Origin of the sequence: Variovorax paradoxus NBRC 15149 (assembly GCF_001591365.1) — a bacterium.
GTDB classification, from domain to species: domain Bacteria; phylum Pseudomonadota; class Gammaproteobacteria; order Burkholderiales; family Burkholderiaceae_C; genus Variovorax; species Variovorax paradoxus.
Map to the genome: position 1 here is coordinate 1,810,644 of NZ_BCUT01000001.1, position 21,846 is coordinate 1,832,489.

Genomic DNA, 21,846 nt, shown 5'->3' on the forward strand with positions numbered 1-21,846 from the left:
AGCCAGCCGTCCAGGAGACATCCCCCATGCGCGAAGCCGTCATCGTTTCCACCGCCCGCACCCCGCTCACCAAGGCGCACCGCGGCGAATTCAACATCACGCCGGGCCCCACGCTCGCGGCCTTTGCGGTCAAGGCCGCTGTCGAGCGCTCGGGCCTGGATCCCGCGCTGATCGAGGACGCGATCCTCGGCTGCGGCTACCCCGAAGGCACGACCGGGCGCAACATCGCGCGCCAGAGCATCATCCGCGCAGGGCTGCCGATCAGCATCGCCGGCACCACGGTCAACCGCTTCTGCGCCTCGGGCCTGCAGGCGATCGCGATGGCCGCGGGCCGCATCGTGGTGGACGGCGCGCCGGCCATGATCGCGGGCGGCGTCGAGAGCATCTCGCAGATCCGCGGACGTAGCCCCGGCGACGGTGGCGACCTCAGCCTGGACCCGTGGATCGTCGAGCACAAGCCCGCGCTCTACATGGCGATGATCGAGACCGCCGACATCGTGGCCCAGCGCTACGGCATCAGCCGCGAGGCGCAGGACCGCTTCTCGGCCGAGAGCCAGCGCAAGACTGAAGAAGCGCAGCTCGCCGGCCGCTACAGGGACGAGATCGTCGCCTGCACCACCACCATGGCCGTGACCGACAAGGAGACCAAGGAAGTCAGCTACCGCGAAGTCACCGCCACCGAAGACAACTGCAACCGCCGCGGCACCACCTACGAGGCGCTCGCCAAGCTGAAGCCCGTGATGGGCGACGACAAGTTCATCACGGCCGGCAACGCCTCGCAGCTGTCCGACGGCGCCTCGGCCTGCGTGCTGATGGAAGCGAAGGACGCGGAGCGTGCCAACCTCAAGCCGCTCGGCGCCTTCCGCGGCCTTGCGGTGGCCGGCTGCGAGCCCGACGAGATGGGCATCGGCCCGGTGTTCGCGGTGCCCAAGCTGCTCGCGCGCCATGGCCTCAAGGTCGAGGACATCGGCCTCTGGGAACTCAACGAAGCCTTCGCCTCGCAATCGATCTACTGCCAGGAGAAGCTGGGCATTCCGTCGGAACTGCTCAACGTGAACGGTGGCGCGATCTCCATCGGCCACCCCTTCGGCATGACCGGCGCGCGCCTCACGGGCCACGTGCTGATCGAAGGCAAGCGCCGCGGCGCGAAGTACGCGGTGGTCACGATGTGCATTGCCGGCGGCATGGGCGCGGCGGGCCTGTTCGAAATCTATTGAGGAGCGCACGATGGACCTGAACTTCACCCCTGAAGAAGAAGCCTTCCGCGCGGAAGTGCGCGCCTTCCTCGCCGACAAGCTGCCGGTGCGGCTGTCCGAGAAAGTACGCGGCGGCAGGATCCTTGCCAAGGCCGACATGGAGGAATGGCACGCCATCCTCAACGCGCGCGGCTGGCTCGCCAACCACTGGCCCGAGCAGTACGGCGGCCCGGGCTGGACGGCGGTGGAAAAATTCATCTTCGAACACGAATGCGCGCTGGCCTTCGCGCCGCGCATCGTGCCCTTCGGCGTGAACATGCTCGGCCCGGTGCTCATCAAGTACGGCAACGAGGCGCAGAAGCAGCGCTGGCTCCCGCGCATCCTCGATGGCTCCGACTGGTGGTGCCAGGGCTACTCGGAACCCGGCGCGGGCTCCGACCTGGCGGCCGTGAAGACCTCAGCCGTGCGCGGCATCGACGCCCAGGGCGACCACTACATCGTGAACGGCCAGAAGACCTGGACCACGCTGGGCCAGCACGCCAACATGATCTTCTGCCTGGTGCGCACCAACCGCGAGGCGAAGAAGCAGGAAGGCATCAGCTTCCTCCTGATCGACATGACCTCGCCCGGCGTCGAAGTGCGCCCGATCATCACGCTCGACGGCGAGCATGAAGTCAACGAAGTGTTCTTCTCCGACGTGCGCGTGCCGGCCGAAAACCTCGTGGGCGAAGAGAACAAGGGCTGGACCTGCGCCAAGTATCTTTTGACCTACGAGCGCACCAACATCGCGGGCGTGGGCTTCTCGGTGGCGGCGCTCGAGCAGCTCAAGGGCATTGCGGCCACGCAGACGAAGAACGGCAAGCCGCTGGCCGAAGACCCGGCGTTTGCCGCACGCATGGCGCGCGTCGAGATCGATCTGGAGAACATGAAGACCACCAACCTGCGCGTGATCGCTGCCGTGGCCGGTGGCGGCGTGCCGGGCGCGGAAAGCTCGATGCTCAAGATCCGCGGCACCGAGATCCGGCAGGAGATCTCGTCGCTCGCGCGCCGCGCGATGGGCGTTTACGGCCGGCCCTTCGTCGAGGAAGCGCTGCACGACGGCTTCGACGGCGAGACCTTCGGCCCGCCCTACGCATCGGCCGCAGCCGCGCGCTACTTCAACAACCGCAAGCTGTCGATCTTCGGCGGCTCGAACGAAATCCAGAAGAACATCATCTCCAAGATGATCCTGGGCCTCTAAAGGAGACATGCAGTGAACTTCGAACACACCGAAGACCGGCGCATGCTCGCCGACAGCCTGAACCGCTTCATCGCCGAGCAGTACGCCTTCGATGCGCGCGACCGCATCGCAAAATCCGCGCACGGTTTCAGCAAGGAGATCTTCCAGAATTTCGCCGAACTGGGCGTGATCGGCGCGCTGTTCAGCGAGGCCGACGGCGGCTTCGGCGGCGGCGGCTTCGACATTGCCGTGGTCTTCGAGGCGCTGGGCCGCGGGCTCGTGGTCGAGCCGCTGCTGGGCGCCGTGATGGTCGGCGAGGCGCTCAGCGCGGCCGGCAGCGATGCGCAGAAGCAAACGCTTGGCGACATCATCAACGGCGTGACCGTCGCAGCCTTTGCGCATGACGAAGCCGACACGCACTACGAACGCACGCGCGTGGCGACCCGCGCCGAACGCAGCGGCGACGGCTGGGTGCTCCACGGCGCCAAGGCCGTGGTGCCGCAAGGCGAGCAGGCCGACCTGTTCCTGGTTTCGGCCCGCAGCTCGGGCAAGGTCGACGATGAAGCCGGCATCTCGCTGTTCCTGGTGCCCGCAAAGACCGCAGGCCTTTCGGTGCGCGGCTGCCCCGCCATCGACGGCGGCCGCGTCGCCGAACTCGCGCTCGACGGCGTGAAGCTCGGCGCCGACGCGCTGCTGGGCACCGAAGGCCAGGGCCACGCGACGCTGGAACGCGCCATCGGCCGCGGTGTGCTCGCGCTGTGCGCCGAGGCACTCGGCGCGATGGAAGCCGCCAAGACCGCGACGCTCGATTACCTGCGCACGCGCAAGCAGTTCGGCATGCTGATCGGCAGCTTCCAGGCGCTGCAGCACCGCATGGCCGACCTGCTGCTCGAGATCGAGCAGGCCCGCTCGGCCGTGATCAACGCCGCGGCCGCCATCGACGGCAGCGACCGCGTGGCGCGCGAGCGTGCGCTGTCGGCCGCCAAGTTCAGCGTCGGCCGCATCGGCGCGCTGGTGGCCGAAGAAAGCATCCAGATGCACGGCGGCATCGGCATGACCTGGGAGCTGCCGCTGCCGCACTACGCCAAGCGGCTCGTGATGATCGACCACCAGCTCGGCGACGAAGACCACCATCTGCAGCGCTACATCGCGCTGGGCCAGGAGGTGGCCGCATGACCGAAAAGACCGTTTTGATTTCGCAGCAGGGCGCGGTCCGAATCCTGACCAACAGCAATCCGGGCGCACGCAATGCGATCACGCCGACGCTGTATGCGGAGCTGAGCGCCGCGCTCGCCGATGCGCAAAACGACCCCGAAGTCGGCGCCGTCGTCTTCACCGGCGCGGGCGATTTCTTCTGCTCGGGCGGCGATCTCAACCTGCTGGCCAAGCGCCGCGAGCTGCCCGCCTCCGAGCGCCGCGAAAAGCTCGAAGGCCTGCACGACCTGATCCGCGGCATCCGCGATTGCGGCAAGCCGGTGATCGCGGCCGTCGAAGGCGGCGCGGCGGGCGCGGGCCTCTCGATGGCGCTGGCCTGCGACATGCTGGTGTCGGCGCGCGACGCGTTCTACACGGTGGCCTACGTCAAGGTCGGCCTCACGCCGGACGGCGGCGCCACGGCCTTCCTTGCGGAATTCGTCTCGCGCCAGGTGCTGACCGAGATGTGCCTGACCGGCGACCGCATGACGGCCGAGCGCCTGCATGCGCTGGGCGCGGTCAACCGGCTGACCGACAAGGGCGCCGCGCTGGCCGAGGCCATCGCGCTCGCGGCCAAGGTGGCCGATGGCCCGCAGCGCGCGATCGCACGCATCAAGACCTTGTGCCGCCAGGCGCACCGCGCCACGCTCGAGCAGCAGCTCGATGCCGAGGCCGTGTACATGGTCGAGTCGCAGGCCGATGCCGAGGCGGCCGAAGGCATCGGTGCCTTCCTCGGCAAGCGGCGCGCGGATTTCAACGCGCTGCGCCGCAAGGCAAAGCCGGACGCGTCCTGACGCGCGTCGTGCCCCGCCCTCGCATTCGGACGCGGGGGTTGTTCGTTTTCCTGGAGTTGCCCTCATGCCCATGCTGAATTCCTCGCTGCCGCTGGCCGGCGTGCGCGTCCTCGATCTGTCCCGCATCCTCGCGGGCCCCTGGTGCGGCATGGTGCTGGCCGACATGGGCGCCGAAGTCATCAAGGTCGAGCACCCGGGCCGCGGCGACGACACGCGCGACTGGGGCCTGCGCGTCGGCAACACCGAGACCGCCTATTTCAACAGCGTGAACCGCAACAAGCGCTCGGTCACGCTCGACCTGCAGACGCCCGAGGGCCAGCAGATCGCGCGCGACCTCGCGAAGCAGTGCGACGTGGTGATCCAGAACTTCAAGTTCGGCGGCATCGACAAGCTGGGCCTGGGCTACGAACAGCTCAGCAAGGAGCATCCGGGGCTCATCTACTGCTCGATCTCGGGCTACGACCGCACCGGCCCCGAGGCCGCGCGCCCCGGCTACGACCTCGTGGTGCAGGGCGAGGCCGGGCTGATGGCGCTCAACGGCGAAGCCAGCCAGCCGCCGCTGAAGTTCGGCGTGGCCATGGTCGACTTGTTCACCGGCATGTACTCGGCGCAGGCCGTGCTTGCGGCGCTCTACCAGCGCGAGAAGACCGGCAAGGGCCGGCATGTGGAGATGGCTCTCTTCGACTGCGGCCTGATGATCACCGCCTACTACGGCCTCGAGGCGCTGCTGATGGGCGAGGACCCGCCGCGCTACGGCAACTCGCATCCGTCGATCGTGCCCTACGGCGTGTTCGACGCGGCCGACGGCCCGCTCGTGATCACCGTGGGCAACAACGCGCAGTTCGCGCGCTTCTGCACCGAAGTGATCGAGCGGCCTGACCTCGCGGCCGACGAGCGCTTCAAGACCAACATCCTGCGTTCGGCGAACCGCGCGGTGCTGCTGCCCGAGCTGCACGCCGAGCTCGCCAAGCGCCAGCGCGCCGACCTGCTGGCCAGGCTCAGCGCCTCGGGCATTCCCTGCGGCGAAGTGCTGGGCCTGCTCGAAGCGCTCAACTCCAGGCGCGCGGCCGATGCCGGCCTGGTGACCGAGCAGCCGCATCCGGTGGCCGGCAAGGTCAACGTGCTGGCCCCGCCCTACCGCTTCGACGGCGAGCGCCTGCCCGTGCGCAGCGCGCCGCCGCAACTGGGCGAAGGCACGCACGAGGTGCTGCAGTCCCTGCTCGGCCTGTCGGACGACCGGCTCGCGCAACTGAAAACCAGCGGCGTCGTCTGAAGGCGCCCGTCCTTTCCGATTCCTCCTGAACAAGTCCATGGCCTTTTCTTCTTCCCGCTCCCTTCGCAATCCCGCACGCCGCGCACTCCTCGCGCTGGCCCTTCCGCTCGTGGCCGGCACCGCCTTCGCGCAGGCCTGGCCCGCCAAGCCGATCACCTTCGTGGTGCCCTTTCCGCCCGGCGGCCCGACCGACGTCGCCACGCGCATCGTGGCGCAGAAGATGTCGCAGGGCCTGAAGCAGAACATCCTCATCGACAACCGCAGCGGCGCCTCGGGCACCATCGGCGCGGCGGCGGCTGCCAAGGCCGCGCCCGACGGCTACACCTTCGTGATGCTGGCCACGCCCACGCTGCTGGCCGCGCACCTGTACGGCCAGACGCCCTACGACATCTTCAAGAGCTTCACGCCCGTGGGCACGGTGTACGACCTGCCGATCGTGATGGTGGTGAACCCCAAGGTACTGCCCGGCGTGAACGGCCTGCAGGACCTGATCGCCAAGGCCAAGGCCGAGGGCGGCAAGCTCAACTACACGACGGCCGGCGCAGGCAGCTTCGGCCACCTGACGACCGAGCAGCTCAAGAACATCGGCAAGTTCGAGATGCAGCACGTGCCCTACCGCGGCAGCGCACCGGCCGTGACCGACCTGATCGGCGGGCAGGTGCCCGCGATGTTCTCGGACCTGGTGGCGGTGATGCCGCACATCCGCTCGGGTACGCTGCGCGCGATCGCGGTCGGCTCGGGCCAGCGCGTGAGCCTGCTGCCCGACGTGAAGACGGTCGCCGAGCAGGGCTTCCCGGGTTTCGATGCCACGTCCTGGGGCGGCCTGCTGGCACCGGCCGGCACGCCCAAGGACGTGGTCGAGCGCATGAGCGCCGAGCTCAAGACCGCGCTCGCCGACAAGGAAGTGCAGGACAAGCTCGAGGGCGTCGGCTCCTTCGCGGCCTATCGCACGGCCGAGCAGACCGGCGTGCGCATGCGCCAGGATTTCGAGCGCTGGGGCAAGGTCATTCGCGACAACAAGATCACGAACCAGTAGAACAGCGCTTTGCGCGCGGCCGGCACCACAACAAATATCCAGGAGACATGCCATGGCAGACAGCAAGAAGACGAACCCGGCCGGCGTACCCTTTCGCCCGACGCTCCCGGTCCGCAGCCTCGCCGACATCCGCAGGCTCGAGGAGACGCCGCTCGAAGAGGCGCTGACGGTCCGCAGCACCTACGAGATCTTCCGCAACGCGGGCGCGGCCTTCGGCGGCAAGACCGCGCTGACCTTCCTGCGCACCGGCAACCCGGCCGACGCGCCGATCCGCTGGTCGTACGCCGAACTGCTCGCGCGCATCCACCAGACCGCGAACATGCTGCACGCGCTGGGCGTGGGTCCGCAGGATGCGGTGGCGGTGCTGCTGCCGGGCTGCCTCGAGTACCACCTCGCGCTCTGGGGCGGCGAGGCGGCGGGCATCGTGCAGCCGCTCAACCCGCTGCTCACCGACGAGAAGCTGGTGGCGCTGATGACCGCGGGCCGCGCCAAGGTGCTGATCGCCTACGGCTCGGACAGCGAATCGGGCATGTGGTCGAAGGCGATGCGCCTGCGCGGCCAGGTGCCCACGCTCACCACGGTGCTGCGCGTGGCACCGCATGACGAAGCACCGGGCGCGGCCGGCGCCTTGCCCGAGGGCGTGGCCGATTTCGACGTGCTGCGTTCGGCACAGCCGTCCGATCGCCTCGTGAGCGGCCGCGACATTGCGCCCAGCGACATCGCCGCCTACTTCCACACCGGCGGCACCACCGGCGCGCCGAAGCTCGCGCGCCACAGCCACGGCGCGCAGGTGTTCACGGCCTGGGCCAGCGTGCAGGTCGCGGGCATGAACGACCAGGGCATCTCGATCAACGGCTACCCGCTGTTCCACGTGGCGGGCGTGCTACCGGCCTCGCTGGCCTCGCTCTCGGCGGGCATGGAAGTGATCATCCCGACGACCTCGCTGCTGCGCAACAAGGAGGTGCTCGCCAACTACTGGAAGCTGGTCGAGAAGTACCGGCCGACCTCGCTCTCGGCCGTGCCCACGGTGCTGGCGGCGCTCGCGAACGTGCCGCTCAACGGCGCCGACATCTCGTCGATCGGCTACTGCCGCACGGGCGCCGCCGTGCTCTCGCCCGAGCTGGCCGCGCGCTTCGAGCGCCTGTTCGGCCTGCATGTGCACGAGAGCCTGGGCATGACCGAGATGGCCGGCATCTCGACCATCACGCCGCCGGGCGTGGACGGGCCCGCGGGCTGCGTCGGCTTTGCGCTGCCCCACATGCGGATGCGCATCGTGGCGCTCGACGAGAACGGCAACGCCAGCGACCGCGAGCTGCCGCCCGGCGAGCAGGGCATGGTGCTGTTCAAGTCGCCCAACCTGTTCTCGGGCTTCGTCGATCCGGCCGACAACGCCAAGGCCTTCACCGCCGACGGCTGGCTCGCGACCGGCGACCTGGGCTGGATCGACGGCGACGGCAGGCTCAACCTCAGCGGCCGCTCGAAGGACCTGATCATCCGCAGCGGCCACAACATCGACCCCAAGGTGATCGAGGACGCGCTGGGTGCGCATCCCGCGGTGCAGCTGTGCGCGGCCGTGGGTGCGCCCGATGCCTATGCGGGCGAGCTGCCGGTGGTCTTTGCCACGCTGGTGCCGGGCGCCTCGGCCAGCGAGGAGGAGCTGCTGGCCTTCACCGCCGCGCGCGTCGACGAGGCGCCCGCCAAGCCCCGCTCGGTGAGCATCATCGAGCACATGCCGATGACCAACGTCGGCAAGATCTACAAGCCCGAGCTTCGCGCCATGGCCGCGAGCCGCGTGGTGGCGGCCACGGTGGCGCAGGTGTGCGGGGAGCTTGGCGCGCCGCCGGCCGCCTGGCCGCGCGTGCGCAGCGAGGGCGAAAGCCTGGTGCAGGTGCGCATCGATGCCGCGGCCGCGGGCGCGCTCGCGGCGCCGCTGCAGGCTCGGATCCGCACGGCGCTCGAGGCGCTTCCCTTCAAGACGCAGGTGCTGGCCGAATAGCCACCGCGTGCCGGTTTCTTTTTTCGACAGACAACAACGACCGCCGGAGACATCGGACATGAGCGCAACCTTCACCACCACCAACACCGCGCACGGCATCACCCGCCGCGCCCTGCACTGCGGCATTGCTTCGCTCGCGCTCGCGGCCACCACCCCGGCCGCCTGGGCGCAGGCCTATCCGGGCAAGCCGATCCGCATGGTGGTGCCCTTTGCCGCGGGCGGCGCCACCGACGTGCTGGCCCGCGTGGTCGGCGAGAAGATGGCGGCGGGCCTGGGCCAGCCCGTGATCATCGACAACAAGCCCGGCGCTGCCGGCATCATCGGCACCGATGCGGTGGCCAAGGCGCCGCCCGACGGCTACACCCTGGTGCTGGCGCTGAGCAATTCGCTGCTGACCAACCAGTTCCTCTACCAGAAGCTGCCCTACGACACGCAGCGCGACCTCACGCTGGTCTACCAGATCGCCACCGCGCCGCTGGTGCTGGTGGTGCACCCCAGCGTGCCGGTGAAGAGCGGGCCCGAGCTCTTGAAGTACGTGGCCGCCAACAAGGGCAAGGTGGCCTACGGCTCGTACGGCGTGGGCGCCTACCCGCACCTGGCCGGCGCACACATGAGCCTCACGCAGAAGGCCGAGATGAACCACGTCGCCTACAAGGGCGAGGCGCCGATGCTGCAGGACCTGATCGGCGGCCAGATCCAGATGGCCTTTGCGAGCGCGCTGGTGGCCAAGCCGCACATCGAGGCCGGCAAGCTCCGGGCCATCGGCGTGAGCGGCGAGCGCCGCATGGCCACGCTGCCCAACGTGCCCACCTTGGCCGAGCAGGGCCTGGACGACGAGGCCTACCGCGTGGCCGGCTGGCTCGCGATTGCCATGCCGGCCGGCACGCCCAAGCCGATCGTGCAGCGCATTGCCGAAGAGGTGGGCAAGGCCACGCGCCAGCCCGACGTGCAGGCACGCGTGGCGGCAATGGGCTTCGACCTGAAGGAGAGCTCACCCGAGGCCTTTGCCGCCGTCTACAAGAAGGAAAGCCCGGTCTGGGAGCGCCTGATCAAGGATTCGGGCGCCAAGCTCGAGTAGCCCGCTTCGAGAGAGCCGGGAGGGGCGTGCAACGGGGCCGCAGCTTAGGAAAACCCCGATGAACGGATGGACATGGATCGTTACCATCCATAGCTGCTTTCCCCCTCCCTCTCGATGACCACTCCCAACGAGTCCGGCCCCTTGCTGGACGCCGCCAGCCCCCTTCCCCCAGACATCGAAGCCGCCGACGAGCCCACCCGGGTGCCGCTCGCCATCGAAGACTGGCTCACCGTCATCATCATGGGCGCGCTGGCGCTCATCACCTTTGCCAACGTGCTGGTGCGCTACTTCACCGACTCTTCGTTCGCGTGGACCGAAGAGTTCTCGGTCTTCCTGATGATCATGCTGGCGCTGGTGGCTGGCTCGGCCGCGGTGGCGCGCGACCGCCACATCCGCATCGAATATTTTTCCGAAAGCGGCTCCATGGCGCGGCGCAAGCGGCTCGCGCAGTTCGGCGCGCTCATGATCGCCATCCTGTTCACGCTGATCGGCGCGCTCAGCATCCGCATGGTGTGGGACGACTACCGCTTCGACGAGACCACGCCGGGCATCGGCCTGCCGGCGTGGTGGTATTCGGTCTGGCTGCCGATCGTGTCGTTTGCCATCGCGCTGCGCGCGGTGGGCCTCATGATCCGCCGCGGCCGCAAGGCATACCGCAGCGACACGAAGAGCTCCGGCGGCAAGGGCGACGCATCGTGATCCCCACCCTGCTCTTCGTCGCCTTCGTCGCGATGATGCTGGCGGGCGTGCCCATCGGCGCCGCGCTGGGCCTGGCCGGCGCCGCCTGCATCGCGCTGGCCAACAGCGACGCCCAGTGGTTCGGCCTGCTGGCCGTGCCGCAGAACTTCTATGCCGGCCTCGGCAAGTACCCGCTGCTGGCCATCCCGATGTTCGTGCTGGTGGGCTCCATCTTCGACCGCTCGGGCGTGGCGCTGCGGCTCGTGAACTTTGCGGTGGCCATCGTCGGGCGCGGGCCCGGCATGCTGCCGCTGGTGGCGATTGCGGTGGCGATGTTCCTCGGCGGCATCTCGGGCTCGGGCCCGGCCAATGCCGCCGCCGTGGGCGCGGTGATGATCGCGGCCATGTCGCGCGCGGGCTACCCGGCCGCCTTCTCGGCCAGCGTGGTGGGCGCCGCAGCGGCCACCGACATCCTGATTCCGCCCTCGGTCGCGTTCATCGTCTACTCGGTGCTGGTGCCCGGCGCCTCGGTGCCGGCGCTCTTTGCAGCCGGCATGATCCCGGGCGTGATGGCCGGCCTGGCGCTGATGATCCCGGCCGTGCTGCTGGCCCGCCAGCACAAGATGGGCGCGCTCGAAGCGACGCTGCCGCGCCCGCCGTTCTGGAAGAGCCTGCGCGAAGCGATCTGGGGCCTGGCGGCGCCGGTGCTCATCCTGGGCGGCATGCGCGCGGGCTGGTTCACGCCCACCGAGGCCGCGGTGGTGGCGGTGTTCTACGGCCTGTTCGTGGGCATGTGCGTGCACCGGACCATCAAGGTGCGCGACCTGTTCGTCATCCTGCGCGAATCGGGCGAGCTCTCGGCCGTGATTTTGCTGGTGGTGTCGCTCGCGGGCATCTTCGCGTACTCGCTTTCCACGCTGGGCATCATCGACCCGGTGACGCGCGCCATCGTGAATTCGGGCCTCGGCGAATACGGCATCCTGGCGCTCCTGATCCTGCTGCTCATCACGGTGGGCATGTTCCTGGACGGTGTGTCGATCTTCCTGATCTTCGTGCCGCTGCTGCTGCCGATCGTGCAGTACTACAAATGGGATCCGGTGTGGTTCGGCGTGATCCTCACGCTCAAGGTCGCATTGGGCCAGTTCACGCCGCCGCTTGCGGTCAACCTGATGGTGTCCTGCCGCATCGCGAAGGTTCGCATGGAAGAAACCGTGCGCTGGGTCGGCTGGATGCTGTTCTCGATGTTCGTGGTGATGGTGCTGGTGATCGTGTTTCCGGAACTTGCGCTCTGGTTGCCGCGCAAGCTGGGGTATTGAAGTGCGGCGCTGCTTTTCCTTGCGCCGCGTTGTGTTCAAGGCTTGCTGTTCAGGGCGCGCTCCCGCCGACGGGGTACCTTGCTCCGCGAATGTCCTCCGGCCTGCGGCCTCCCCCTTGATTTCGCTGCGCAAGGCACCCCATCAGCGGGAGCGTTATGCGGAGCGGTGGTTGATCAGCGATGCACAACGAGCGTGCCCTCGTGCACAGAGCATCGGGTGCTCCCCGCAGCGAAATCAAGGAGGAGGCCGCAGGCCGGGGGACATTCGCGGAGGGGAGTACCCGGTGATCTGTGCACACGCCCCGAACAGCATCGCCCCGAACGCTCCCAAAAACATCCATCGCTTAGTTGTGTTCAGAAAACAAGGAGACCTCTCATGAAATTCCGCCGCACCCTGCTCGGCCTTGCCGCCGCAGCAACCGCCCTGTGCATGTTCTCGACCGGCGCCATGGCGCAGGCCGCCTACAAGCCCGAGTACAAGATGTCCCTGGTGCTCGGCCCGCCCACCCCCTGGGGCCAGGCCGGAAAGATCTGGGCCGACCTCGTCAAGGAGCGCACCCAGGGCCGCATCAACATCAAGCTGTACCCCGGCGTGTCCCTCATCCAGGGCGACCAGACCCGCGAATTCAGCGCGCTGCGCCAGGGCGTGATCGACATGGCCGTCGGCTCGACCATCAACTGGTCGCCGCAGGTCAAGCAGCTCAACCTTTTTTCCATGCCCTTCCTGATGCCCGACTACGCGGCCATCGACGCCCTCACCCAGGGCGAGGTCGGCAAGGACATGTTCAAGACCCTCGACAAGGCCGGTGTCGTGCCGCTCGCCTGGGGCGAGAACGGCTACCGCGAGATCACCAACTCGAAGAAGCCGATCAAGTCGCCTGCCGACCTCAAGGGCATGAAGATCCGCGTCGTCGGCTCGCCGATCTACTCCGACATGTTCACCGCGCTCGGCGCCAATCCCACGCAGATGAGTTGGGCCGACGCGCAGCCCGCGCTCGCCAGCGGCGCCGTCGACGGCCAGGAGAACCCGCTCTTCCTGTTCACCGTGCTCAAGATGCACACCGTGGGCCAGAAGTTCGTGACCACCTGGGGCTACGTGGCCGACCCGCTGGTGTTCGTGGTCAACAAGGAAATCTGGGCCTCGTGGACGCCGGCCGACCAGGCCATCGTGCGCCAGGCCGCCGTCGATGCCGGCAAGCAGGAAATCGCGCTCGCGCGCAAGGGCCTGGTGGAAGCCGACAAGCCGGTGCTCAAGGACATTGCCGCCATGGGCGTCACCGTGACCCAGCTCACGCCCGACGAGCGCGAAGCCTTCGTGAAGGCCACGCGGCCGGTGTACGACAAGTGGAAGTCGACCGTGGGCGCGGACCTCGTGGCCAAGGCCGAGAAGGCGATCGCGGCGCGCCAGAAGTAAAGCTCGCGTTCCTGCAGATCGGGGTGGAGGCCGCGACAATGCGGCCATGCACCACACCCTGATCATCGACACGGACCCCGGCGCGGACGACGTGATCGCGCTGCTGTTCGCCCTGGCGGCACCCGAATCGCTCGCGGTCCAGGCGCTGACCACGGTGGCCGGCAACGTGCCGCTGGCCAAGACCTCGCGCAATGCGCGCCTCGCCTGCGAATGGGCCGGGCGGCCCGGCATTCCGGTGTACGCGGGCGCCGAACGGCCGCTGCTGCGCACGCCGATCTACGCGGCCAACATCCATGGCCGCGAAGGCATCACCGGCGTGAAGGTGCACGAGCCCGCCGCGCCGCTGGCTGAAGGCCATGCGGTCGACTACCTGGTCCGCACGCTGCGCGCCGCGCCTGAAAAAAGCATCACGCTCGCAATGCTCGGCCCGCAGACCAACCTGGCGCTCGCGCTCGAGCAGGCGCCCGACATCGTGCGCGGCCTGCGCGAACTGGTGCTCATGGCCGGCGCGCACTTCAATGGCGGCAACATCACGCCCACGGCGGAGTTCAACGTGTTCGCGGATCCGCATGCGGCCGAGGCCGTGCTGAAGTGCGGCGTGCCGATCACCATGCTGCCGCTCGACGTGACGCACAAGATCCTCACGAGCGACGAGCGCATCGCGCGGCTGCGCGGCCTGGGCAACCGGGCCGGCGCGATCGTCGCCGACATCCTCGACGCCTATGCGCCGCAGGAGATGCAGCACTACGGCATGCCCGGCGGGCCGGTGCATGACGCGACCGTCACGGCCTATCTGCTGCGGCCCTCGCTCTTCCGGGGCAGGCGCATCCACGTCGAGGTCGACAGCCGCGAAGGCATGGGCTTCGGCCAGACCGCGGCCGACTGGCACGGCAGCCTGCACCGCCCACCCAACGTGAACTGGATCGTCGATGGCGATGCGCAGGGCTTCTTCGACCTGCTGACGGAGCACATCGCGCGGCTGCCGTAGGCTCCGGGCAAATAAAAAAGCCACGCTGCGAACAGCGTGGCTTTTGGTGCCGCAGCGAATCGATCAGTGCTGCAGAATTTTGTTCAAGAAATCCTTGGTGCGCGGCTGGCGGTTCTCCGGGTGGCTGAAGAACTCGTCCTTCGGGCAGTCTTCCAAAATCTTGCCGCCCACGTCGATGAAGATCACGCGGCTCGCCACCTTGCGCGCAAAGGCCATTTCGTGCGTGACCACCATCATGGTCATGCCGTCCTTGGCCAGGCTCACCATCACGTCGAGCACTTCGCCGACCATTTCGGGGTCGAGCGCCGAGGTGGGCTCGTCGAACAGCATCACGATCGGGTCCATGCTGAGCGCGCGGGCAATGGCCACGCGCTGCTGCTGGCCGCCCGAGAGCTGGCCCGGGAACTTGTCCTTGTGCGCCATCAGGCCCACGCGGTCGAGCATCTTGAGGCCGCGGGTCTTGGCCTCGTCGGGACTGCGGCCCAGCACCTTGATCTGCGCGATCGTGAGGTTCTCGGTGACCGACAGGTGCGGGAACAGCTCGAAGTGCTGGAACACCATGCCGACCTTGGAGCGCAGCTTGGGCAGGTTGGTCTTGGGGTCGTGCAGCGGGATGCCGTTGACGGTGATCTCGCCCTTCTGGAAGGGCTCGAGCGCGTTCACGGTCTTGATGAGGGTGGACTTGCCCGAGCCCGAGGGCCCGCACACCACCACCACGTCGCCCTTGGAGATGCTCACCGAACAATCGTTGAGCACCTGCACCGGGCCATACCACTTCGAGACGTTCTTGATTTCAATCATTTTTTCGGACATTTCTTTCTCCGGTTCAGCCACTCGGCTAGCGAATGATGGCGATCTTCTTGTGGAGGCGCTTGACGAGCCACGACAAGGCATAGCACATGATGAAGTAAACCACGGCCGCGAGCAGGTAGGCCTCGATCGGGCGGCCGAAGTTCTTGCCCGCGGTCTCGAAGCCCTTGAGCATGTCGTAGGCGCCGATGGCGTAGACCAGCGAGGTGTCCTGGAACAGGATGATGGTCTGCGTGAGCAGCACCGGCAGCATGTTGCGGAAGGCCTGCGGCAGCACCACGAGGCGCATGTTCTGGCCGTAGGTCATGCCGACCGCCTGGCCCGCATTCACCTGGCCGCGCGGAATCGACTGGATGCCCGCGCGCATGATCTCGCTGAAGTAGGCCGCCTCGAACGCGATGAAGGTGATCACGGCCGAGATTTCCGAGCGGTAGTTCGAGCCGATGGAGCCGAAGGCCGCGTAGAACGAGGCCGGCACCAAGAGGAAGAACCACAGGATCACCATCACCAGCGGAATGCTGCGCATGCCGTTGACGTAGATGGCGGCCGGCGCGTCGAGCCACTTCTTGCCCGACAGCCGCATCAGCGCCAGCACGGTGCCGAAGAGCACGCCGCCAATGGTGGCGACGATCGTCAGCATGATGCTGAAATAGAAGCCCTTGACGACGAAGTTGCTGATGACGTCCCAGTTGTAGAACGACAGGTCGAGATTCATCATGTCAATGCCCCCCGCCGCCGGCGCTGGCCGAGACGATGAAGCCCGGCACGCGCGTCTTCTTCTCGATGTACGCCATGATGCGGTTGATCGCAAAGGCCGAGATCACGTAGAGCCCCGTCACCGCCAGGTACACCTCGATGCCGCGCGAGGTTTCTTCCTGCGCCTGCATCGCGAACATCGTGAGCTCGGTCACCGACACGGCAAACGCCACCGACGAGTTCTTGAAGATGTTCATCGTTTCGCTCGTGAGCGGCGGAATGATGATGCGGTAGGCCATCGGCAGGATGACGTAGCGGTAGTACTGCGGCGTTGTGAAGCCCACCGCCATGCCCGCGTAGCGCTGGCCCTTGGGCAGCGCCTGGATGCCCGAGCGCACCTGCTCGGCAATCCGCGCCGAGGTGAAGAAGCCCAGCGCCAGCACCACCAGCACGAAGCTCGGCACGCCCTTCATGACCGGCACCAGCGCCGGAATCACGTGGTACCAGAGGAAGATCTGCACCAGGAGCGGAATGTTGCGGAACAGCTCGACCCAGGCATTGCCCAGGCGTATGAGCCACGGGCTGTTGGGCAGGGTGCGGATGATGCCGACCAGCGAACCCAGCACCAGCGCAACGACGAGCGCCAGCAGGGCCACGGACACGGTCCAGCCCCATGCGGACAGCATCCATTGCCAATAGGTCGGGTACTTCCCGCCCGGGTCTTGCAAGAAGACCTGCCAATCCCAGTTTGATCCCATCGGGGACTCTCCTTCTTTCAGATTTCCAGACTGCTAGCTTGCAGAGGCCGTGCCCGCGCGCCGCATTTGCGAAAACAAACGCCCGCCGGGGGCGGCGGGCGTTGCGCGGATGGCCTTGCCGTGTTTACTTCTTGGCCGCGTAGTCTTCCATCGGCTTGTCGTTCGGGTTGGCCCAGGCGGCCTTCGTGGCGTCGGACAGCGGCAGGTTCACCGTGACGTTGGCCGGCGGGATCGGCTTCAGGAACCACTTGTCCCAGAGCTTGGCGAGGTCGCCGTTCTTGATCTGTGCCTTGATGCTGTCGTCCACCACCTTCTTGAAGGCGGGGTCGTCCTTGCGGATCATGATGGCGATGGGCTCGACGCTGAGCACTTCGCCGACGATCTTGAAGTCGGCGGGCGACTTCGACTTGGCGATATTCGAGGCCAGGATGGAGCCGTCCATCACGAAGGCGTCGGCGCGACCCGATTCGAGCAGCAGGAAGCTGTCGGAGTGGTCCTTGCCGTAGAGCTCCTTGAAGTCGATGCCGCCGGCGCGCTCGTTCTTGCGCAGGGTCTGCACCGAGGTGGTGCCGGTGGTGGTGGCCACGGTCTTGCCGTTGAGGTCCTTGATGCTGTTGATGCCCGAGTTGGCCTTGACCGCGATGCGCACTTCTTCCACGTAGGTGGTCACGGCAAAGGAAACATCCTTCTGGCGCGTGGCGTTGTTGGTGGTGGAGCCGCACTCCAGGTCGACGGTGCCGTTCTGCACCAGGGGCACGCGGTTTTGCGAGGTGACGGGCTGGTACTTGGTTTCCAGCTTGGCAAGGCCCAGGTGCTTCTGGATGTCCTTGATGATGTTGGCGCAGATGTCGTAGTGGAAGCCGGTGTACTGGCCGTTGCCCAGCGTGTACGACAGGCCGGAAGATTCCCGCACGCCTTCGGTGATGCTGCCCGAGGCCTTGATCTTGGCCAGGGTGTCATTGGCTTGGGCAAAAGCGCTGCCGGCAGCCAGGGCTGCAATTGCCAATGCCAATACTTGCTTGTTCATACGGAAAACTCCTGAGGTGACTGGAAGATACAGATACAACGAAATTCTAGACATTCACGTGATGGGGAATACCCGGACCAACCCGGTGCATTCTCGGCGACGGCCGCACCGGCCGCGCGCATCCGGGCGCCGCCTTGGTGCAGGTGGACCCATTGGCATTGTCCGACTTTCACTAAGCAGCCTTTGTGCCCGAGGGCTCGGCAGCCGGCGGCACCGGCGCGGACAGGCGCACCGGCTGGGTCAGGTTCTCGGGCACGAGCAGCGCCTCCATCTCGGCGCGCGTCATGATGCCGAGCGATTCGGCCACCAGGTCGATGGGCCCGCCGGTGGCCAGCGCGGTCTTGGCGATCAGCGCCGCCTTCTCGTAGCCGATCAGCGGATTGAGCGCGGTGACCAGCGTGACCGATTCGCGCACCCGCTTGGCCAGGAACTCCCGGTTCGCCTCGATGCCTTCGACGCAGTTGAGCTGCAGCGTGTTGCAGGCGTTGCTCAGGTGCTTGATGCTCTTGAACAGGCTCCATCCCATGATCGGCTCAAAGGCGTTGAGCTGCAGCTGGCCGGCCTCGGACGCCATGGTCACGGTGATGTCGTTGCCGATGACCTCGAAGGCCACCTGGTTCATCACTTCCGGGATCACCGGGTTCACCTTGCCCGGCATGATCGACGAGCCGGCCTGGCGCGCGGGCAGCCGGATCTCGCCGAAGCCCGCCTGCGGGCCGCTGGAGAGCAGGCGCAGGTCGTTGCAGGTCTTGCTGAGCTTGGTGGCCACGCGCTTGAGCACGCCCGACAGCTGCACGAAGGCGCCGGTGTCCTGCGTGGCCTCGATCAGGTTGGCCGACTGCTTGAGCGGCACGCCGGTCTGCTCGGCCAGGTACTGGCAGGCCAGGTTGGCATAGCCGTGCGGCGCGTTGATGCCGGTGCCGATGGCGGTGGCGCCCAGGTTGATTTCCTCGATGAGCGCGCGCGCCTCGCCCAGGCGGGCCTCGTCCTCGCCGATCATGACGGCGTAGGTCAGGAACTCCTGGCCCAGCGTCATGGGCACGGCGTCCTGCAGCTGGGTGCGGCCGATCTTCAGGATGTCCTTGAACTCGAGCGCCTTGGCTTCGAAGCTCTTGCGCAGCGCCGCCATGGATTCGAGCAGCCGGCCGATGGCAAACCACAGCGCGAGCCGCACCGCCGTCGGATAGACGTCGTTGGTGCTTTGCGAGGCGTTGACGTGGTCGTTGGGATGCAGCACGTCGTAGCGGCCCTTTTCGTGGCCGAGCTTCTCGAGCGCGAGGTTGCAGATCACCTCGTTGGCGTTCATGTTGGTGGAGGTGCCGGCGCCGCCCTGGATCACGTCGACCACGAATTCGTCGAGCAATTTGCCTTCGATCAGGTCCTCGCAGGCCAGGATGATGGCGGCCGCGCGGTCGCGGTCGATGGCGCCGAGGTCGGCATTGGCGCGGGTGGCGGCCTTCTTCACGAAGGCCAGCGCGCGCACCAGGTCGGGCATGGCCGACACGCGGGTGCCGGAGATGGCGAAGTTCTCGACCGCGCGCGCCGTGTGCACGCCCCAGTAGGCAAAGGCAGGAATCTGCTTTTCGCCGAGAAAGTCGTGTTCGGTCCTGAAATTCGGGCTCATACAGGTTCCTCGGCTAAAAAAAAGCACGCGGATGGCGCGTGCCCTGAAGATTGCTGTGTGACAGCGGCAAAAAACTGCCGCGACTGTAGTGGCCGCGGACCTGCGGCGCCAATGCCGTTTGCGGGGAGGCTTATGCGCGGCATTTATAGATTGTGCAGCGCACAAATTCCGCGCGTCGATCGGCCGGGTGGCGGTCAGCGGCCCGGCGGCTGGGCACCGACCAGGTACGACCACAGCGCATCGGCCGTGCGCTTGGGCTGCAGGCCTTCGGACACCGGCACCTTGGCGGCGCGGCCGCTGCCGGCCTTCACCGGCGCCGGCGCGCTCGGCCGCTCGCGGTAGGCCCGGATCTCCATCGTCGCCTCCAGGCTGTCGATCTCGGGCGGCAGCGCGCTCACGAGCTTGCGCGCCTTGATTTCCTTGCGCACCGCGCTCTGCGGCAAAAAGGCGATGCCGTGGCCTTCGAGCGCCATGACCTTGAGGCCTTCGGCCATATCGGTTTCATAGACCCGGTCGAGGTGGATGGCGGTGCCCGACTCCTTCAGCAGCTGGTCGACCACGCGCCCCAGGTAGGCACCCGGCGCATAGCCCAGGTAGGGCAGCGGCTGGCCCGGCCGGCCGGGCAGCCGGAAGCGCGGCGCGCCGTCGGCGTCGGCCTTGACCCAGGGCGCCACGGTTTCCTCGCCCAGGCTGACCATCTCGTACTTGTTGGCGTCCAGCTGCAGCGGCTGGGAAGGATGGTGGTAGGCGATCAGCAGGTCGCAGCTGCCCTCGACCAGGCGCAGCACGGCGTCGTGCACATTGAGCGCGATCAGCCGGCTCTTGATGGGGCCGAAGTGCTCGCGCAGGCTGGTCACCCAGGAGGGAAAGAAGGTGAAGGCCAGCGTGTGCGGCACCGCGATCTCGATCACGTCCTGCCCGGCGGCCGAGTGGCCGCGCAGCATGGCGCGGGTGCTCTGCAGCGACTGCAGCATCTCGATGGCCTGGCTATAGAGCGTCTGGCCCGCAGGCGTGAGGCGCGTCGGGTAGGAACTGCGGTCCACCAGGTCGGTGCCGGCCCAGCCTTCGAGCGCCTGGATGCGGCGCGAGAACGCGGGCTGGGTCACGTGCCTCAACTGGGCCGAGCGGCTGAAGCTGCGCGTTTCCGCCAAGCTGATGAAGTCTTCGAGCCACTTTGTTTCCATACGCGGCGATTATGCGAGCGCCGCGCCATACTGGGCTCCCCCTCCTTTTCCCGCATTCGCCATGCCTCCAGCCGATCTGCTCGACCTCAGCGCCACCGAACTCTCGCGCCGCATCGCGGCCCGCAGCGTGTCCTGCCATGAGCTGATGCAGGCCTCGCTGGCCCGCATCGAGGCGCTCAACCCGCGCTTCAACGCGATCGTCTCGCTGCGCGAACCCGGGGTGCTGCTGGCCGAAGCCCGCGAGCGCGATGCCGAACTGGCGCGCGGCGAACGGCGCGGCTGGATGCATGGCTTTCCCTTGGCGGTGAAGGACCTGAGCCATGCGGCCGGCCTGCCGACCTCCATGGGCTCGCCGCTGCCACCGCGCTCGCCGGCGTGCACCGACAGCCTGCACGTCGCGCGCATGCGCGCAGCCGGCGCCATCGTGATCGGCAAGACCAACACGCCCGAATTCGGCCTGGGCTCGCACACCTACAACACGGTGTTCGGCATCACGCGCAACGCCTATGCGCCGGAGCGCAGCGCCGGCGGCAGCAGCGGCGGCGCGGCCGTGGCGCTGGCCCTGGGCATGCTGCCGGTGGCCGACGGCAGCGACATGATGGGCTCGCTGCGCAACCCGGCCGCCTTCAACAACGTGATCGGCATGCGGCCCTCGCGCGGACGCGTGCCCGGCGACCCCGAGCAGGAACTCTTCTTCCAGCAGCTGGGCACCGAAGGCCCGATGGGCCGCACGGTGGAAGACACCGCGCGGCTGCTCGCGGTGCAGGCGGGCTTCGATGCGCGCGTGCCGCTGTCGTCGCCGCAGGCGCTGCCCTCGGCCGATGCCATCGCGCTCGACGGCGACGGAAAAGGCCTGCGCATCGGCTGGCTCGGCAGCCTCTGGCCCGAACTGCCGCTCGCGCCCGGCATCCGCGAACTGGGGGAGCAGGCGCTCGGCACCTTCCGCGCCATCGGCTGCGAGGTCGAGCCCTGCACGCTCGACGTGCCGCGCGAGCACAACTGGAGCGCCTGGCTGCGGCTGCGCCAGCTGCTGGTGGGCGGCAAGCTCGGCGCGTATCTCAGCGACCCCCAGCTGTTCGCGCAGCTCAAGCCGGAAGCGCAATGGGAAATCGAGCAGAGCCGGCACCTCGATGCGGCCTCGCTCTACCAGGCTTCGCTCTACCGCTCGAACGTGTACCGCGCGTTCTTCAGGCTGTTCGAGCGCTTCGATTTCGTGCTGGCGCCGACGGCGCAGGTGTTCCCCTTCGAGGCCGAGCTGCACTGGCCCGCCGAAGTGGCCGGCGTGCCGAGCGACACCTACCACCGCTGGATGGAGATCGTGACGCCGTTCACGCTGGCGGGCCTGCCGACGCTCAACGTGCGCGCGGGTTTCGGCGAAGGCGGGCTGCCGATGGGCCTGCAGCTGGCCGGGCCGATCCATGCGGACCTGGACGTGCTGCGGCTCGGGCATGCCTATGACCAGGCCTGCGGCTGGGGACGTCAACGCCCGTCGATCCTGGCTTGACTCTCTCCCTCCCCTCCCGGGGGAGGGCAGGGGTGGGGGCAAGCGGCGCATCCATTGGGCGC

Annotated in this window: 19 protein-coding genes; 13 read left to right on the forward strand and 6 right to left on the reverse strand. The window is 67.7% G+C overall.

Going from position 1 to position 21,846, the window contains the following annotated elements; genetic code table 11:
- The first annotated feature begins 26 nt into the window (after nt 1-26).
- From VPA02S_RS08575 to VPA02S_RS08630, 12 genes are all read left to right on the forward strand, one after another.
- A complete protein-coding gene (locus VPA02S_RS08575; protein ID WP_062363254.1) occupies nt 27-1,217 on the forward strand; it encodes an acetyl-CoA C-acyltransferase in 1,191 nt (396 codons plus the stop codon).
- 10 nt (nt 1,218-1,227) lie between these two features.
- Nucleotides 1,228-2,436: an acyl-CoA dehydrogenase family protein gene (locus VPA02S_RS08580; protein WP_062363256.1), complete on the forward strand. Its 1,209-nt coding sequence runs from the start codon at nt 1,228-1,230 to the stop codon at nt 2,434-2,436.
- Between the two features lie 12 nt (nt 2,437-2,448).
- Complete coding sequence (locus VPA02S_RS08585; RefSeq protein ID WP_062363259.1) at nt 2,449-3,591, forward strand: acyl-CoA dehydrogenase family protein; 1,143 nt, start codon at nt 2,449-2,451, stop codon at nt 3,589-3,591.
- Complete coding sequence (locus VPA02S_RS08590) at nt 3,588-4,403, forward strand: oxepin-CoA hydrolase, alternative type (RefSeq protein WP_062363262.1); 816 nt, start codon at nt 3,588-3,590, stop codon at nt 4,401-4,403. Before VPA02S_RS08585 ends, VPA02S_RS08590 begins: the two co-directional genes overlap by 4 nt.
- A gap of 64 nt (nt 4,404-4,467) precedes the next feature.
- Entirely contained in the window at nt 4,468-5,676 is a 1,209-nt protein-coding gene (locus VPA02S_RS08595) for a CaiB/BaiF CoA transferase family protein (RefSeq protein WP_062363264.1), read from the forward strand.
- Nucleotides 5,677-5,713: 37 nt separating this feature from the next.
- Nucleotides 5,714-6,712, forward strand: coding sequence for a Bug family tripartite tricarboxylate transporter substrate binding protein (locus VPA02S_RS08600; RefSeq protein ID WP_027730927.1), 999 nt, complete (start codon nt 5,714-5,716; stop codon nt 6,710-6,712).
- Nucleotides 6,713-6,764: 52 nt separating this feature from the next.
- Nucleotides 6,765-8,708 (forward strand): acyl-CoA synthetase, encoded by a 1,944-nt coding sequence (locus tag VPA02S_RS08605; RefSeq protein WP_062363267.1) that lies wholly within the window; start codon nt 6,765-6,767, stop codon nt 8,706-8,708.
- Nucleotides 8,709-8,766: 58 nt separating this feature from the next.
- On the forward strand, nt 8,767-9,786 hold the full coding sequence (locus VPA02S_RS08610; RefSeq protein WP_062363269.1) for a Bug family tripartite tricarboxylate transporter substrate binding protein: 1,020 nt from the start codon (nt 8,767-8,769) through the stop codon (nt 9,784-9,786).
- A 114-nt stretch (nt 9,787-9,900) separates the two neighbouring features.
- Entirely contained in the window at nt 9,901-10,485 is a 585-nt protein-coding gene (locus tag VPA02S_RS08615; RefSeq protein ID WP_081247506.1) for a TRAP transporter small permease, read from the forward strand.
- On the forward strand, nt 10,482-11,780 hold the full coding sequence (locus VPA02S_RS08620) for a TRAP transporter large permease (RefSeq protein WP_062363272.1): 1,299 nt from the start codon (nt 10,482-10,484) through the stop codon (nt 11,778-11,780). The genes VPA02S_RS08615 and VPA02S_RS08620 overlap by 4 nt, the downstream gene beginning before the upstream one ends.
- A gap of 375 nt (nt 11,781-12,155) precedes the next feature.
- A complete protein-coding gene (locus VPA02S_RS08625; RefSeq protein WP_018903694.1) occupies nt 12,156-13,193 on the forward strand; it encodes a DctP family TRAP transporter solute-binding subunit in 1,038 nt (345 codons plus the stop codon).
- 46 nt (nt 13,194-13,239) lie between these two features.
- Nucleotides 13,240-14,181 carry a nucleoside hydrolase gene (locus VPA02S_RS08630; protein ID WP_062363275.1) on the forward strand — a complete coding sequence of 314 codons (942 nt, stop codon included), beginning with the start codon at nt 13,240-13,242 and terminating at the stop codon, nt 14,179-14,181.
- Nucleotides 14,182-14,244: 63 nt separating this feature from the next.
- Here VPA02S_RS08630 and VPA02S_RS08635 read toward each other — a convergent pair whose 3' ends face one another.
- The 6 genes from VPA02S_RS08635 to VPA02S_RS08660 all read right to left on the reverse strand — a co-directional run bounded on the left by VPA02S_RS08635 (nt 14,245) and on the right by VPA02S_RS08660 (nt 20,280).
- The gene (locus VPA02S_RS08635; protein WP_018903696.1) at nt 14,245-14,982 is read right to left on the reverse strand and encodes an amino acid ABC transporter ATP-binding protein; all 738 of its coding nucleotides are present in this window, start codon (nt 14,980-14,982) and stop codon (nt 14,245-14,247) included.
- A gap of 37 nt (nt 14,983-15,019) precedes the next feature.
- Nucleotides 15,020-15,709, reverse strand: a complete 690-nt coding sequence (locus VPA02S_RS08640; RefSeq protein ID WP_018903697.1) for an amino acid ABC transporter permease — start codon at nt 15,707-15,709, stop codon at nt 15,020-15,022.
- Nucleotide 15,710: 1 nt separating this feature from the next.
- Entirely contained in the window at nt 15,711-16,445 is a 735-nt protein-coding gene (locus VPA02S_RS08645; RefSeq protein ID WP_012745982.1) for an amino acid ABC transporter permease, read from the reverse strand.
- Nucleotides 16,446-16,569: 124 nt separating this feature from the next.
- Nucleotides 16,570-17,472, reverse strand: coding sequence for an amino acid ABC transporter substrate-binding protein (locus VPA02S_RS08650; protein ID WP_012745981.1), 903 nt, complete (start codon nt 17,470-17,472; stop codon nt 16,570-16,572).
- A 172-nt stretch (nt 17,473-17,644) separates the two neighbouring features.
- Nucleotides 17,645-19,096, reverse strand: a complete 1,452-nt coding sequence (locus tag VPA02S_RS08655; protein WP_012745980.1) for an aspartate ammonia-lyase — start codon at nt 19,094-19,096, stop codon at nt 17,645-17,647.
- 194 nt (nt 19,097-19,290) lie between these two features.
- Nucleotides 19,291-20,280, reverse strand: coding sequence for a LysR substrate-binding domain-containing protein (locus tag VPA02S_RS08660; protein WP_012745979.1), 990 nt, complete (start codon nt 20,278-20,280; stop codon nt 19,291-19,293).
- 61 nt (nt 20,281-20,341) lie between these two features.
- On the opposite strand from VPA02S_RS08660, the gene VPA02S_RS08665 reads away from it, so the two are divergent.
- A complete protein-coding gene (locus VPA02S_RS08665) occupies nt 20,342-21,784 on the forward strand; it encodes an amidase (protein WP_062363278.1) in 1,443 nt (480 codons plus the stop codon).
- The last annotated feature ends 62 nt before the right edge of the window (nt 21,785-21,846 follow it).